The sequence below is a fragment of the Candidatus Methylomirabilota bacterium genome (assembly GCA_035764725.1).
In the GTDB taxonomy this organism is placed as follows: domain Bacteria; phylum Methylomirabilota; class Methylomirabilia; order Rokubacteriales; family CSP1-6; genus DASRWT01.
The window spans coordinates 66,591-81,493 of record DASTYT010000019.1; the positions used below are offsets into that span (position 1 = coordinate 66,591).

Here is a 14,903-nt window from a genome sequence, read left to right on the forward strand (position 1 = left end):
AGGGAGCCATGCACTATTTCGTCACCGCACTGCGAGAGCACCCCGAGCTCGCGATCTTCCTCACGCTTGCTCTCGGGTTCGCCATCGGACGGATCAAGATCGGCTCGTTCAGCCTGGGCACCGTGGTGGGCACGCTGCTCGCGGGCGTCGTCATCGGGCAGCTCGACATCCAGGTGCCCGCCATCGTGAAAAATGTTTTCTTCGACCTCTTCCTCTTCACCACCGGCTACAAGGTCGGCCCCCAGTTCTTCCGGGGTCTCAAGAAGGACGCCCTACCCCAGCTGGTGGTGACGGTGGTGCTATGCGTCACCTGTCTGATCGCCGCCTTCGTCGCCGCGAAGATCTTCCGTTACGACATGGGGACCGCGGCGGGCCTCCTCGCGGGAGCCTTCACCGAGTCCACCGTCATCGGCACTGCGGGTGACGCGATCAATCGGCTCGCCCTGCCCAAGGACGAGAAGACCGCCCTCATCAACAACATCCCCGTCGCCTACGCGGTCACGTACCTCATCGGCACCGCCTTCATCGTATGGTTTTTGCCCTCTATCGGCCCACGTCTGATGGGCGTGAACCTGAAGGAGGAGGCCAAGAAGGCTCGGAGTGAGAGCGGCGTGGCCGAGGAGAAGGAGCCCGGAGTCCAGTCCGCCTTCATGAATTTCGCCGTCCGGGCCTACCGCGTGACCAACGAGCGCATGATCGGGAAGACGGTGGGGCAGGTCGAGGCGCTTCCAAAGGACGTGCGTGTCTTCATCTCGCGCATCCGACATGCCGGTGTCATCGTCGAGGCCCGACCCGACTCCGTCATCCACAAGGACGATGTGGTCGCGGTGATGACGCGCTCCGAGGCCTTGATGGCGCGCGGCACCGTGATCGGTCCGGAAGAAAACGACCGGGAGCTGCTGGACTTCCCGGTGGAGGTGTTAGACGTCGTCGTCACCAATCGCGCGATCGTCGGGAAGACCATCGCCGATCTGGCCACCATGGAGGCGGCGCGCGGTGTGTTCCTGCGGCTGCTCACGCGAGTCGGGCAGGTCATGCCGTTCTCCGCCCAGACCCGAGTGGATCGCGGCGACGTCCTGAACCTCGTCGGCGCCAAGCCCGACGTCGAACGCGCGGCCCGAGAGATGGGGTACGCGGACCGCCCGACCATCACCACCGACATGGTCTTCGTGGGCCTGGGCATATTCTTCGGCGGCCTGGTAGGGCTGCTCACCCTGGTCGTGGGCGGGCTGCCAATCACCCTTACCGCCAGCGGGGGCGCCCTCATCATGGGCCTGGTGTTCGGCTGGCTCCGCGCCGTCCATCCCACCTTCGGACGGATCCCCGAGCCGGCCATGTGGGTGTTCGACACGGTCGGGCTCACCGTCTTCATCGGCGTGGTCGGGCTTGGCGCGGGGCCGAGCTTCGTGTCGGGACTCCAGAGATCGGGCGTGAGCCTGGTCCTCGTGGGCCTGGTCGTTGCGATCCTCCCGCACGTGACGGCCATTCTCTTCGGCCGGTATGTGCTTCGGATGAACCCGCTGATTCTCCTGGGGGCCTGTGCCGGGGCCGGGACGATCACCGCCGCCCTCCGGGCCCTTCAGGAAGAGTCGCAGAGCAAGCTTCCCGCCCTGGGCTATACCGTGCCGTACGCCCTGGGCAATATTCTTCTCACCGCTTGGGGGCCCGTCATCGTGGCCTTGCTGAGCTGACCAACATGGACCAAAGTCCCATGGTGCCGGGGGCGCGCCCTATGCCACGTTCTCCCGAAAGCCCCTCTCAGGAGTGCCTTATGACACACCTTGCTCGGCTCGGGACGCTCGGCCAACCCCTGGCCTGGACGCTCGGCCTCATGCTGCTCACCGCCACCGTCGGATGCGACCGCGGCGCGAAGGCGGCGAAATCCGCCGAAGCCCCGCCTCCGACCCCCGTGATCGTCGCGGACGTGACGCAGCGATCGGTCCCGATCGTCCGTGACTACACCGCCCGCACCGAGGCGGTGCCCACCATCGAGGTGCGCGCGCGTGTGGCGGGCGTACTGGAAGAAGTACTGTTCAAGGAAGGCAGCGAGGTCAAGGCGGGGCAGACCCTCTTCGTCATTCAACGTGAAGAGTATGCCGCGCAGCTTGATACGGCGAAGGCACAGCTCGCCAAGGCCCAGGCTGACCTCACCCGGGCGCGCGATACCTCGGTGGTCGACCGCTACCGGGCCACCCTCAATCAGCGCAAGGCCGACCTCGGCAGGGCCCAGCAGGACGTCAACCGCTACACCCCGCTCGCGCGGGAGCGCGCGATCCCGCAGCAGGATCTCGACACCGCGCTCTCGCAGGAGAAGGTGGCGCAGGCCGGGGTGTCGGCGGGAGAAGCGGAGCTCAGGGACGCCGAGCTTGCCCAGCGCACCCAGATCCAGCTCGCCGAGGCGGCCGTCAACTCGGGGAAGGCCGCGGTGACCCAGGCGCAGCTCAACCTCGACTACACCACGGTGAAGTCGCCCATCACCGGTGTGGTGGGCAAGGTGCAGGTGGACCAGGGGAACCTGGTCGGCAAGGCCGACCCGACCCTGCTCGCCACGGTGTCGGCGATCGATCCCATCTACGCCGACTTCCCCATCGCGGAGGTCGACTACTTGAAGCTCGCGCCTCGCGTCAAGCTCGATCCCACGGGCCGCGTGCAGGGGTCGGCCCCGACGGTCTCCCTGATCCTGGCCGACGGCTCCGTGTTCCCCCACAAGGGGCGCGTCGTGTTCGTGGATCGCGCGGTCGACACCAAGACGGGCACCATCAACGTGCGCGCCTCGTTCCCCAACCCGGACAAGGTCCTGCGCCCCGGGCAGTTCGGACGCGTGCGGGGTGTGGTGGAAGAGCGACCCGACGCGGTGCTCGTGCCCCAGCGCGCGGTCATGGACCAGCAGGGCACGAAGGTCGTCTACGTGGTGGGCAGCGACAACAAGGTCGTGATGAAGCCGGTGACGCTCGACGAGCGCATCGATGACTCCACGATCGTGACGGCGGGCCTCGCCTCCGGCGAGCGCGTCATCGTCGAGGGGATGCAGAAGGTCCGGCCGGGGATGCAGGTGAAGCCGGAGCAGGCCGCGTCGCGGGCTCCGGCCACCGCCCCGGGCGCGCCGGCGCCTGCGGCGCCTGCCCAGCCAGGCGCGCCGAAACCCGGGAAGCCGGCGTCGGGAGGGTAGGCCGATGGCTCAATTCTTCATCCGACGCCCGATCGTCGCCATCGTCATCTCGATCCTGATGCTCCTGATGGGCGTGTACACGCTCACCAAGCTCTCCTTCGAGCAGTACCCGTTCCTGGCCCCGCCCATCGTCCGAGTGACCGCCACGTATCCGGGCGCGTCCGCGGTGGCGGTGGAGCAGTCGGTCGCCACGCCCATCGAGCAGGAAGTCAACGGCGTGGACCGGATGATCTACATGCAGTCCTCGAACACGAGTGACGGACGCATGCAGCTCGACGTGAGCTTCCAGGTCGGTGTCGACCAGGACACCGCCAACGTGCTGACTCAGAACCGGGTGGCCTCGGCCCAGGCGCGCTTGCCCCAGGAGGTCAACGCCCAGGGCGTGACGGTGAAGAAGCAGAGCCCGAGCATCCTGATGCTCATCTCCGTCTACTCGCCGAACGGCTCGTACACGGGCAACTATCTGATCAACTACTGCGGCATCAACATCCGCGACCAGATCCTGCGCATCCCCGGCATCGCCCAGGTCGATCTCTTTGGAGGGGCCGACTACGGCATGCGTCTCTGGGTGCGGCCCGACAAGATGGCCAAGCTCGGGATCACGCCGGCCGACGTGATCAACTCCATCAAGGAGCAGAACCTGCAGGCGCCGGCGGGGAAGATCGGCGGCGCCCCCACTCCCAAGGATCAAGAGTTCACCTACACGGTGTCCGCTCCGAGCCGTCTCATCACCACCGAGGAGTTCGAGAACATCATCATCCGCGGGACGGAGGGCGCCTCCCAGGTGCGCATCCGCGACATCGGCCGAGCCGAGCTGGGGGCGCAGGACTACAACTCGTTCGGCCGCATGAACGGCAAGCCCGCCGGCACCATGGCCGTGTATCTCCTCCCCGGAGCCGATCAGCTCAAGGCCGCGCACGAGATCTACGAGGCCATGAAGCGGCAGCAGGGCCTCTTCCCGCCGGACATGGACTACAAGATCGTCTACGACACCACCCCGGCGGTGGAAGCCTCGATCCACGAGATCGTGAAGACCTTCGTCGAGGCGCTCATCCTCGTGACCCTCGTGGTGTTCATCTTCCTGCAGTCCGTGCGGGCCACGATCATCCCGCTCTTGACTATCCCGGTGTCCATCGTCGGCACTTTCATCTTCTTCCCGATGCTGGGCTTCTCGGTGAACACGCTGTCCATGTTCGGTCTCGTTCTCGCCATTGGTATCGTGGTGGACGACGCCATCGTGGTGGTGGAAGCGGTCATCCATCACATGGAGCATGGGCTCGGCCCTCGGGAGGCGACCGTGCAGGCCATGAAGGAGGTGTCGGCTCCCGTCATCGGCATTGCCCTCATCCTCTCGGCCGTGTTCGTGCCCGTCGCCTTCCTGGGTGGCTTGACCGGGCGCATGTATCAGCAGTTCGCCCTCACCATCGCCATCTCGGTGCTACTCTCCGCCTTCAATGCGCTGTCGCTCACCCCCGCGCTCTGCGCGATGTTCCTCAAGCCGGGAAGCCACGGCATCAGCATGTGGCCGTTCGGCCCCTTCTTCCGCGGGTTCAACAAGGTGTTCGACTGGGCCACCAACGGCTACATGCACGGCGCGACGCTGCTCGTACGCAAGTCGCTCATCACCATCGGGCTCGTGGTGGTGGTGGCGGTGGGCGCAGGCCTCTTCGCCGGCGCCTTGCCTTCCGGCTTCATCCCCGAGGAGGATCAGGGCATCTTCGGCATCAACGTGCAGCTGCCACCCGGGGCCTCGCTCGAACGCACCGCCGGCGTGCTGACGATGGTCGAGGAGATCGTCGCCAAGACGCCCGGTGTCGATGCGAGCACGACGATCGGCGGCTACGGCGTGGTCACCAGCACCTATCAACCGAACTTCGGTACCGTGTTCGTGCGGCTGCACCCCTGGGAGGAGCGACACGGCAAGGCGCTCCACGTCACCGGCATCATGGCGAGTCTCCGACCAAAGTTCGCCGAGATTCCGGAAGCCATCATCTTCCCCTTCAATATCCCCACGATCTCGGGCTTCGGCGCCTCGGCCGGCTTCAAGATGCTCCTCCAGGACCGGAGCGGCACGCTCACCGTCGAGGACCTCGGCGCGGAGAGCCGCAAGTTCCTGGCCGCCGCACGCGAGCGTCCCGAGCTGGCCAACATCTTCACGTCGTTCGATCCCAACTACCCGCAGGTGAAGGTCGACGTGGACCGCGAGAAGGCGCGAAGCCTCGGGGTGCCGATCAACGATCTGTTCCAGGCGATGTCGGCGGCGATGGGCGCCGCCTACGTGAACGACTTCAACCGCTTCGGCCGCCTCTACCGCGTGTACGTGCAGGCCGATGCCGACTACCGGCGGCGGCCCGAAGATATCGGGCAGGTCTTCGTGCGGAGCCAGACCACCGGGACCATGATCCCGCTGTCCACGCTCCTGACCGTCACCCCCGTGGCGAGCACCGAGATCACCACCCGCTTCAACCTCTTCCGCTCGGTGGAGATCTCCGGCGCACCCGGGCGCGGCTACACCTCCGGCCAGGCCCTCGCCGCGCTCGAGGAGGTGTTCCGTGCCAACATGCCGAAGGAGATGGGCTTCGCCTACTCCTCGCTGTCCTACCAGGAGAAGACCGCGCCGCCCTCCGCGCCGACCTTCGTCCTCGCCATCGTCTTCGTGTTCCTCCTCCTCGCCGCGATGTACGAGAGCTGGCGCCTGCCCTGGGCGGTGTTGCTCGGGTCGCCCATGGTCGTGCTCGGCGCCAGCTTCGGCGTGTGGCTGTTGGGTTACGACAACAACGTGTACGTCCAGGTCGGCAACATCATGTTGATCGGCCTCGCCGCGAAGAACGCCATCCTGATCGTGGAGTTCGCCAAGGCCAAGCACGAGGAAGGGAAGACCGCTGAGGACGCCGCCCTCGAGTCCGCGCGCCTCCGCTTCCGGCCCATCCTCATGACCGCGTTCGCCTTCATCCTGGGCGTGGTGCCGCTGATGCTCGCGGCGGGCGCCGGCGCGGGCGCCCAGAACGTCATGGGCACCTCGGTGTTCTGGGGCATGCTGGTCGCCACCGCGCTCGGCGTGTTCCTCATTCCCGGCAACTTCGCCTTCGTGGAGACCCTGGGCCGACGGCGCAAGACTGTCGCGGTGCCGACCACACCTCCTCCCGTCCCCAGACCCGCGGAGCACTCATGAGACGCCTCGCGCTGATCGCCCCCGCTCTGCTGCTCTCGGCCTGCACGCTTGGGCCCGACTACAAGCGCCCCGAGGTGAACGCGCCGCCGGACTACCGGAGCACGATGGCCCCCTCCACGGATCCTTCGCTGGGTGAGTTCGGCTGGTGGCAGCTCTACCCCGACGAGGCCCTGCAGGCGCTCCTCCGCGAGGGCCTCGCCAACAACTACGACGTGCGGGTGGCAGCGGCGCGCATCGTGGACGCGCGCTCCCAGGTCACCATCGCGCGCTCCTTCCAGTTCCCCGAGGTGAATGGCAATGCGAGCGCGCCGTATCAACGAATAAAGGGCGATCTCGCCCCGCTCCAGACGCGGGAGACCCTGACGCCGTCCGGCGGCCTCGACTTCGGCTATGAGTTCGACTTCTGGGGCCGCTTCCGCAGGGGCACCGAGGCCGCGCGCGCCGATTTCCTCGCGACGGAGTATGGCCGGCGCTTCGTCCTGACGACCCTGGTTTCGGACCTGGCCTCCGCGTACTTCTCGCTCCGCGCCCTGGACGAGGAGCTCGTCATCGCCCGCCGCACCCTCGACTCACGCGTGCAATCGCTCAAGCTGGTCAAGCTTCGCGAGGAAGGCGGCGTGGCGGGCCTGATCGACGTGCGCCAGTCCGAGATCCTGGTGGCGGCGGCCGCCCAGACCGTCCCCGACATCGAGCGGCAGATCGAGCAGACCGAGAACGCCATCAGCATCCTGGTGGGGCGGTCGCCCGCGCCGGTGGCGCGCGGCCGGGAGCTCCGGGCCCAGGTCGCGGCCACCTCGCTGCCGGCGGGCGTGCCGTCGAGCCTCCTCGAGCGGCGCCCCGACATCCAGCAGGCCGAGCAGGTTCTCGCCGGCGCCACCGCCCGCATCGGCGTCGCCAAGTCCGACTACTTCCCGCGCGTGTTCTTGTCCGGCGCGGTGGGCGTGGGGGGCGTGATGATCAACGGGCAGATGTTCGGGCCCCAGGGCATCTTCTCCGTGCTGCCGTCCATGACCGTGCCCATCTTCAATACCGGCCGGGTCGGGGCCGGAGTCGACGCCGCCCGCGCCCGGGCGGACGAAGCGATGCTCCAGTACCAGCAGACCATCATCAATGCGTTCCGCGACGTCTCCGACTCGCTCGTCGAGTACCGCAAGCAGCAGGAGTTCAGGACGCAGCAGGAGGCGCTGGTGGTCGCCGCCATCGACACCACGCGGCTCGCCAATCTCCGCTACACGAACGGCGTGAGCCCCTACCTCGAGGTGCTCGACTCCGAGCGACAGCAGTTCGACGCCGAGCTGGGCTTGGTGCGCGTGCAGCTGAGCGAGCTGCTCGCGGTGGTCCGCCTCTACAAGGCGCTCGGCGGCGGCTGGCAGGAGGTCCGCGCGCAGTAGGCGCGGAGGCGTCCCGCGCCCCCGTCAGACCTCGGCGGCGGCGGGGCGCCGGCTCGGGCGCCGCCCCACCAGGCTCACGTAGAACCCGACCAGGAGCAGGGCGGCCAGCGCGAGCGCGACCGCCTGCATGAGCCACATGCCCGCAATGCCCCACGGCGCGCCCCAGAGCCCGCCGAAGCCGAGGCCGTAGCCGCCGAGCACGCCGACCCCCCACAGCGCCCCCGCGTGGATCACGGTCGGCGCCACCGCCATCTTGTAGGCGCGCAGCACGAAGCTCGCCACCGTCTGCAGCGCGTCGAAGAAGTGGAAGGCGGCGAGGTACGGGATCAAGGTCAGCGCCATCGCCCTCACCGCGGCGTCGCCGGTGTAGAGGGTGAGGATCCCGTGACGCAGCCCCCAGACCACGAGCACGGTGGCGGCGGCGACGAGCCCGCCGATCCTCATCCCGGTGAGCGCGGTCGCGCGCGCCTGGCGGAGGTCCCCGGCGCCGATCGCCTGCGCGGTGAGGGTGGCGGTCGCCACGGACAGCGAGAGCGGGATCATGAAGCAGAGCGCGGCAAGGTTCGCCACCACCTGGTGGCCGCCCATCACGGTCGTGCCGAGCCGCGCGGCCAGGAAGGTGATCATGGTGAAGGAGGTCGCCTCGAGCAGGTAGGAGAGGCTCATGGGCACGCCGAGCTGGAGCAGCTCGCGAAGCACCGCGCTGCGCGGCCCCGTCCAGTGGATGCGGAAGCGGTGATAGAAGCGGCTGCGCAGCATGTACGCGAACCCCGCGAGGAACATCGCCCAGAACACCACCACCGAGGCGGTCGCGGCGCCGAGTGCGCCCATGGCGGGCAGGCCGAAGCGTCCGAGTATGAGCGCGTAGCTCAGGCACGCCTTGAGCGCCAGCCCGCCGAGCTGCAGGACCATGACCACGTGCGGGCGGGAGATCCCGGTGTTGAGCGCATAGATAGCCCGGAACATCAGCGCGCCTGGCAGCGCCACGGCCAGGATGCGGAGGTAGGTTGTCACCCGAGCCTCGACCTCGGGCGGCGCGTAGAGCCACGGGAGCCAGACGGGCGAGAACACCAGCGGCAGGATGCCGAGGGCGGAGAGGAACAGCGCCATCCAGAGGCCCTGAACGTACGTCGCGCCGATGGCGGCATCGCGGCCGCCGCCGAAATGCTGGGCCGCGATCGGGTTCAGCGCGCTCGTCGCGCCCATGAGGCCCACGAACACGGTGGAGTAGGCGCTGAGCCCCAGGCCCATGGTGGCCAGATCCACCGCGGAGGCATGGCCGGTGAGCACCGTATCCACCACCGCGAAGGCCATCAGCGCGACCTGCCCGACGAGGATGGGGCGCGCCTGCCCGACAATGCCCCGGACGATGGACTCGGGCGGCATGCGCGCGATCAGCCGGCGATGACGCGCAGGGCCTCGCGCACGATGGCCTGCCTGCGCGCGGGATCGGCCTCCGTGGTCGAAAGCGCGAGGAAGGCGGTTTCGAGCCCCGCGTCGAAGTAGCGGATGAGCCGGCGCCGGATCTCCGGCAGCGGGCCCCGCGTGAAGAGATCGTCCAGCAGGGTCTGGGGGATCGCGGCCACGGCGGCCTTGCGGTCGCCCGCTTCCCACGCCTTCCACATTTCAGATAGAGCGGAGGTTCTTCCCAGCCACTCCTGGAAGTGCCGGTACACGGGGACGTTCAGGTACCCGGCGACGTGGCGGCGCACCGTCAGCTCGGAGTCGGGCGTGACGGGGTCGAGGTTCACGAAGATGCGCGCCGTGATCTCCACCGCCATCGGATCGCGTCCCGCTTTCTCCGCCGCCTCGCGCACCACCGCCACCGACTTGGGCACGTCTTCGGGGGCCAGCCAGTTGAGGATGACGCCGTCGGCGACCTCGCCGGCCACGCGCAGCATGCCGGGGCGCAGGGCGGCGACGTAGATGGGCACGGGCTTGGACGGCGGCTTCGTGAGGCGGAAGCCGTCGACCTCGAACGTTTTCCCCTTGAACACCACCCGCTCGCCGGTCAGGGCCTGACGGAGGAATAGCACCATCTCGCGCACGCGCGTGGCCGGCTTGTCGAAGCGGCCGCCGTTCCACTTCTCGATGATGACCTGCGAGCCCGAGCCCAGGCCCAGGATGAAGCGGCCGGGCGCCACGTCGGCGACACCCGCCGCGCACTGGGCCAGCGTGGCGGGCCCCCGCGTGTAAACGTTGGCGATGGCGGTGCCGAGACGGAGATTGGTGGCCGCGCCGATGACGGTGAGCGGCGTGAAGCAGTCGAGGCCATCCGACTCGAAGGACCAGGCGTCAGTATAGCCCCACTGCTCCGCCTCGCGCGCGAGCGCCGCGTGCTCGGCGAGGCTGAATCCGTCCTGCGGCACCGACAGAGACCAGCGCTTCCGGGCGGCCATGGCGTCCTCTTTCCGTTCGCCGGGCCGAACCCGGCGGGGTTGTGGGCGTGTCGTGATTCGGGTAAAGTCCCTGCACAGTCTAGTGGATATGGCCTCCCCAATGCTGGGCGACGTGATCGAGCTGACCGTGGTCGTTCGCGACCTCGACGAGGCCGTCACGCGCTATCAACGGATGTTCGGCCTGAAAGAGCACCACCGGCTGGACTCCAAGGAGTTCGGCTTCAAGAGTGCCATCTTGCCGCTCGGCGCCGGCCACATCGAGCTCTTGATGCCCACCGACCCCGACAAGGCGGCCGGGCGCTTCCTCGCCAAGCACGGCGAGGGCGTGTACCTGGTGGGCTTCGAGACCAAGGACGTGCCAGGAGCCTCCGAGCATCTCCGCAAGCAAGGCGTCAAGGTCGACCAGCGCGGGGATCGCATCGCGTGGGTGCACCCGCGAGAGTGCAACGGGCTCTTCGTGGAGATGCGCCACCGCGAGCCGTACGACTAGCCTTCCGCTCCGGAGCGTCCGATGCCGTCCTTCCCCGGCTACACCCTTCCCGATGAATTGCGGATGCTCGCCGAGCAGATCCGCCGTTTCGTGCAGGACGAGATCATCCCCGCCGAGCAGCGCGCGGATCCCGACGCCGAGGAGCTGGCGCCCGACGACGAGAAGCGCCTCTCCGACCTGACCAAGGCGGCCGGCCTCTGGGCGCTGGGCGCCCGGGAAGAGTACGGCGGCGGCGGGCTCGACACCTTCGGGATGTGCGTGGCGCTGGAGGAGATGTCGCAGCACCGCATGGGCCTCTACGTGCCCGGCTGCGGTGTCTTCGGCCGCTATCCGCCGCCCGCGATCTGGGCCGGGACCAAGGCGCAGATCGAGAAGTACGCGATCCCCACCATTCGCGAGGGCTGGGAGACCTTCTTCGCCATCACCGAGCCCTCGGGCGGCTCCGATCCCGCCGGCGCCATCCAGACCCGCGCCGAGAAGCGCGGCGACAAGTGGGTGCTGAATGGCCGGAAGGTCTTCATCTCGCGCGCGCACGATGCGCCGTGGGGCGTGGTGTTTGCGCGGACGGACAAGGGCAAGGGGCGCGCCGGCATCTCGTGCTTCATCGTGGAGCACGGCACGCCGGGCTTTCACACCAGCGAGATCAAGGTCATCCGCACCGCGGCGCGACCCAACGACGTGGTGTTCGAGGATTGCATGCTGCCCGGCGACGCGCTCGTGGGCGCGGAGGGCCAGGGGCTGGACCTCGCCTTCGACCTCCTCGTGAAGAACCGCTTCCCCTACTCCGCGTGCAATCTCGGGGTCGCGGTGGCCGCGCATCGCATGGCCATCGCGCATGCCAAGCAGCGCTCCACCTTCGGGCAGCCCCTCGCCCAGCGCCAGGCTATCCAGTGGATGCTGGCGGACGCCGAGGTGGAGCTGCGGGCCTGCCGCTGGATCATCTGGTCGGGCGCCTGGAAGGCGGACCGCGGCGAGGACGCGCGCGTGGAGGCTTCCATGGCCAAGCTCTACTCGAGCGAGGTGCTAGGTCGCGTCATCGACGCTGCCGTGCAGATCCACGGCGGCTACGGCGTGTCCAAGGAGTTCCCGCTGGAGCGCTGGTACCGCGAGGCCCGTGTCCGCCGCATCGGCGAGGGCCCGTCGGAAGTGCACCGCATGGTCATCGCCCGGCAGCTGCTGCGCTAGGAGCCCTATGACCGACGAGCTTCGATTGCAGATCGAAGGCGGTGTGGCCACGTTGACCATGAACCGCCCCGACCGGCGCAACGCGATGAATCGCGCGATGCTCCACGGGCTGGTCGAGCGCATGGACGCGCTGGACAAGAACCCGGACGTGCGGGTGGTGGTGATCCGCGGGGAGGGGCCGGCCTTCTGCTCCGGAATGGACCTCCGCGAGATGCGCCAGCGCCAGGACGACCCCAAGGGCGATCCCGAGAGCGGCGTCACCCAGGTGCTCCAGAGGGTCGAGCGCTCCCGCCATCCCACCATCGCCATGGTGCACGGCGACGCCGTCGCGGGCGGCTGCGAGCTGGCGCTCCACTGCGACCTCCGCGTGGCCGCCGAGGGCGCGCGCTTCGGGATGCCGCTGGCGCGTATCGGGCTCCTCGTCCCCTTCGCGCTGGGCCAGAAGCTGGTGGAGATCCTGGGCCCCGCGCACACGCGGCATCTCCTCTTCACGGGCCGGCTCATCGACGCGAAGCGCGCCTACGAGATCGGCATGGTCAACCAGCTCGTTGCCCCCGCCGACATCGAGCGGGTGACCTACGAGCTCGCCCGGCAGATCGCGGAGAACGCGCCGCTCTCGCTGGCCGGCATGAAGCTGGCCATCAATCGGATGATCTCGCTCCGCGAGCAGATCCCGCACGAGGACATCGACGCGCTGGCGCGTCAGGCCCATCGCAGCGAGGATGCCAAGGAAGGCGCCGCCGCGATGCTCGAGAAGCGCAAGCCCGTCTTCAAGGGCCGCTAGCCAACGGTCACGCTCAGAGGAGACGACTCGCCATGCCCACCTTCAACTTCGAGCTCCACGAGCTGCCCCCCGAGGCGGAGATGCTCCGCCAGGAGGTCCGTGAGTTCCTGCGCGCCGAGCTGCCCAATCTCTCCGCCGACGAGCGCCCACGCACCTGGGGCGGCCACAGTCCCGAGTTCTCGAAGAAGCTCGCCGCCAAGGGCTGGATCGGGATGACCTGGCCCAAGAAGTACGGCGGCCACGAGCGCTCGTTCCTCGAGCGCTACGTGGTGCTCGAGGAGACGCTCGCCGCCGGCGCGCCGGTGAGCTTCCACTGGGTAGCCGACCGCCAGTCCGGCCCGCTGCTGCTGCGCTTCGGGACGGAGGAGCAGCGCCAGAAGTTCCTGCCCGCCATTACCCGCGGGGAGCTGTCCTTCGCCATCGGCATGAGCGAGCCGGACTCGGGCTCGGACCTGGCGTCGATCCGCACCCGCGCCGAGAAGGTGCCGGGCGGCTACAAGGTGAACGGCACCAAGATCTGGACCAGCAACGCCCACCTCTCCGACTACGCCATCTCACTATTCCGCACCCAGGTCGTGCCGGACAAGAAGCACGAGGGCCTGTCCCAGTTCCTGGTGGACCTCAGAAACACCAAGGGCATCACGATCCGGCCCATCTACGACCTGGCGGGCGGGCATCACTTCAACGAAGTGCACTACGAGGACGCCTTCGTCCCCGAGGATGCGCGCGTGGGCAAGGACGGCGACGGCTGGAAGCAGGTGACGACGGAGCTCGGCTTCGAGCGCAGCGGCCCCGAACGCTATCTGTCCTCTATTCGATTGGTCCTCGAGCTCCTCAACGAGGTCGGCAAGGAGCCCGGCGAGCGCGCGGCGGTGCTGGTGGGTCGGCTCACCGCGCACCTCAACACGCTTCGGCAGATGTCGCTGTCCGTAGCCGCCATGCTCCAGGCGGGGAAGAGCCCGAACCTCGAGGCCTCGGTGGTGAAGGACATCGGCACCACCTTCGAGCAGGAGATTCCGGAGCTGGTGCACGCGCTGATCGGCGCCGAGCCGCATCTGCACACCGGCAGCGAGTTCGAGCGGACGCTCGGCTACCTCGTCCAGCATGCCCCGTCCTTCTCCCTCCGCGGCGGCACGCGCGAGATCCTGCGCGGCATCATCGCCCGCGGCTTGGGCTTGAGATAGAGATAGTGCGAGGCGCAGCCGAAGGCGAGACGAGCGAATATGGAGATCTGAAATGGACGATTTGAGTGGTTTGCTGGCCGACACGTGTACGCGCCTCTTCACCGACCGCGTGACGCCCGCGCTGATCGAGGCCACCGAGAAGGGCAAGTGGCCGGACGATCTCTGGCAGGCGGTGGAGGAAGGCGGCCTCACGCTCCCGCAGATCCCCGAGCAGCACGGCGGCGCCGGCGGCACCTGGGACCACGCGCAGGTGGTGCTGAGCGCGGCCGGCCGCTTCGCGGTGCCGCTGCCGATCGCCGAGACCATGGTGGGCGCGTGGCTGCTCTCCTCCGCCGGGCTCGACGTGCCCATGGGCCCGATCACGGTGGCGCCGACTCAGCCGAGCGATCGCCTGTCTATTTCCCGGAATGGTGGCGCCTGGGCCCTCAGCGGCACCGCCGCGCGCGTGCCGTGGGGGCGCAGCGCCAAGCACGTCGTGGTCCTGGCCGAGAGCGGCGGCAAGCTCATGGTGGCGCGCGTGGCGGGCGGCGCCGCCAAGGCGGAGCCCGACACCAATCTCGCCCTCGAGCCTCGCGACACCCTCACCTGGTCGAACGCGCCGGTGGCCGCCGCGGGCACGTCTGACAGCCTGCAGCCGGATTCGCTCTGGCTGGCCGGCGCCATGGTCCGCGCCGCGCAGATGGCGGGCGGGCTCGAGTTCCTCCTGTCGCAGTCGGTGAAGTACGTGAGCGAGCGCAAGCAGTTCGGCAAGCCGCTCTCGACGTTCCAGGTGATCCAGCAGAACCTCGCCCTGCTCGCCGGCCACACCGCGGCGGCGGGCATGGCCGCCCAGGCGGCGTTCCATGCCATGGAGAAGGGCGATGCGTCGTTCGAGATCGCCTGCGCCAAGATCCGCGTGGGCGAGGCGGCGGGGCTGGGCGCGGGTATCGCGCATCAGGCCCACGGCGCCATCGGCTTCACTTATGAGCACACGCTGCACTTCGTCACGCGCCGGCTCTGGTCGTGGCGCGCGGAGTTCGGCGCCGAGGGGCACTGGGCCGAGCGGCTGGGACGAGAGGTCGCGGCGCGCGGAGCTCAGGCCCTCTGGACGATGCTGACGTCAAGGTGACCACTGCTTGTTTTTTCCACC

11 protein-coding genes are annotated in these 14,903 nt (G+C 68.5%); 9 read left to right on the forward strand and 2 right to left on the reverse strand.

The features are described 5' to 3' along the window. The first annotated feature begins 8 nt into the window (after window positions 1-8). The 4 genes from aspT (at window position 9) to VFX14_02720 (ending at window position 7,732) form a co-directional block, all read left to right on the forward strand. Complete coding sequence (aspT, locus tag VFX14_02705) at window positions 9-1,691, forward strand: aspartate-alanine antiporter (protein ID HEU5188579.1); 1,683 nt, start codon at window positions 9-11, stop codon at window positions 1,689-1,691. Between the two features lie 80 nt (window positions 1,692-1,771). After that, complete coding sequence (locus tag VFX14_02710; protein ID HEU5188580.1) at window positions 1,772-3,169, forward strand: efflux RND transporter periplasmic adaptor subunit; 1,398 nt, start codon at window positions 1,772-1,774, stop codon at window positions 3,167-3,169. A gap of 4 nt (window positions 3,170-3,173) precedes the next feature. Continuing rightward, complete coding sequence (locus tag VFX14_02715; GenBank protein ID HEU5188581.1) at window positions 3,174-6,341, forward strand: multidrug efflux RND transporter permease subunit; 3,168 nt, start codon at window positions 3,174-3,176, stop codon at window positions 6,339-6,341. Continuing rightward, window positions 6,338-7,732 (forward strand): efflux transporter outer membrane subunit, encoded by a 1,395-nt coding sequence (locus VFX14_02720; GenBank protein HEU5188582.1) that lies wholly within the window; start codon window positions 6,338-6,340, stop codon window positions 7,730-7,732. The genes VFX14_02715 and VFX14_02720 overlap by 4 nt, the downstream gene beginning before the upstream one ends. Before the next feature lie 24 nt (window positions 7,733-7,756). Here VFX14_02720 and VFX14_02725 read toward each other — a convergent pair whose 3' ends face one another. Both VFX14_02725 and VFX14_02730 read right to left on the reverse strand, forming a co-directional pair. Continuing rightward, window positions 7,757-9,118: an MATE family efflux transporter gene (locus VFX14_02725; GenBank protein HEU5188583.1), complete on the reverse strand. Its 1,362-nt coding sequence runs from the start codon at window positions 9,116-9,118 to the stop codon at window positions 7,757-7,759. A gap of 8 nt (window positions 9,119-9,126) precedes the next feature. Continuing rightward, the gene (locus tag VFX14_02730; protein HEU5188584.1) at window positions 9,127-10,131 is read right to left on the reverse strand and encodes an LLM class F420-dependent oxidoreductase; all 1,005 of its coding nucleotides are present in this window, start codon (window positions 10,129-10,131) and stop codon (window positions 9,127-9,129) included. A gap of 100 nt (window positions 10,132-10,231) precedes the next feature. Between VFX14_02730 and VFX14_02735 the strand changes: the two genes are divergently transcribed. The 5 genes from VFX14_02735 to VFX14_02755 are packed head-to-tail and all read left to right on the forward strand — an operon-like array spanning window position 10,232 to window position 14,882. Next, complete coding sequence (locus tag VFX14_02735) at window positions 10,232-10,621, forward strand: VOC family protein (GenBank protein HEU5188585.1); 390 nt, start codon at window positions 10,232-10,234, stop codon at window positions 10,619-10,621. Window positions 10,622-10,642: 21 nt separating this feature from the next. Continuing rightward, a complete protein-coding gene (locus tag VFX14_02740; protein ID HEU5188586.1) occupies window positions 10,643-11,806 on the forward strand; it encodes an acyl-CoA dehydrogenase family protein in 1,164 nt (387 codons plus the stop codon). A 7-nt stretch (window positions 11,807-11,813) separates the two neighbouring features. Further along, window positions 11,814-12,590 (forward strand): enoyl-CoA hydratase-related protein, encoded by a 777-nt coding sequence (locus tag VFX14_02745; GenBank protein ID HEU5188587.1) that lies wholly within the window; start codon window positions 11,814-11,816, stop codon window positions 12,588-12,590. A 32-nt stretch (window positions 12,591-12,622) separates the two neighbouring features. Further along, on the forward strand, window positions 12,623-13,774 hold the full coding sequence (locus tag VFX14_02750; GenBank protein ID HEU5188588.1) for an acyl-CoA dehydrogenase family protein: 1,152 nt from the start codon (window positions 12,623-12,625) through the stop codon (window positions 13,772-13,774). 52 nt (window positions 13,775-13,826) lie between these two features. Further along, window positions 13,827-14,882 (forward strand): acyl-CoA dehydrogenase family protein, encoded by a 1,056-nt coding sequence (locus VFX14_02755; GenBank protein ID HEU5188589.1) that lies wholly within the window; start codon window positions 13,827-13,829, stop codon window positions 14,880-14,882. The last annotated feature ends 21 nt before the right edge of the window (window positions 14,883-14,903 follow it).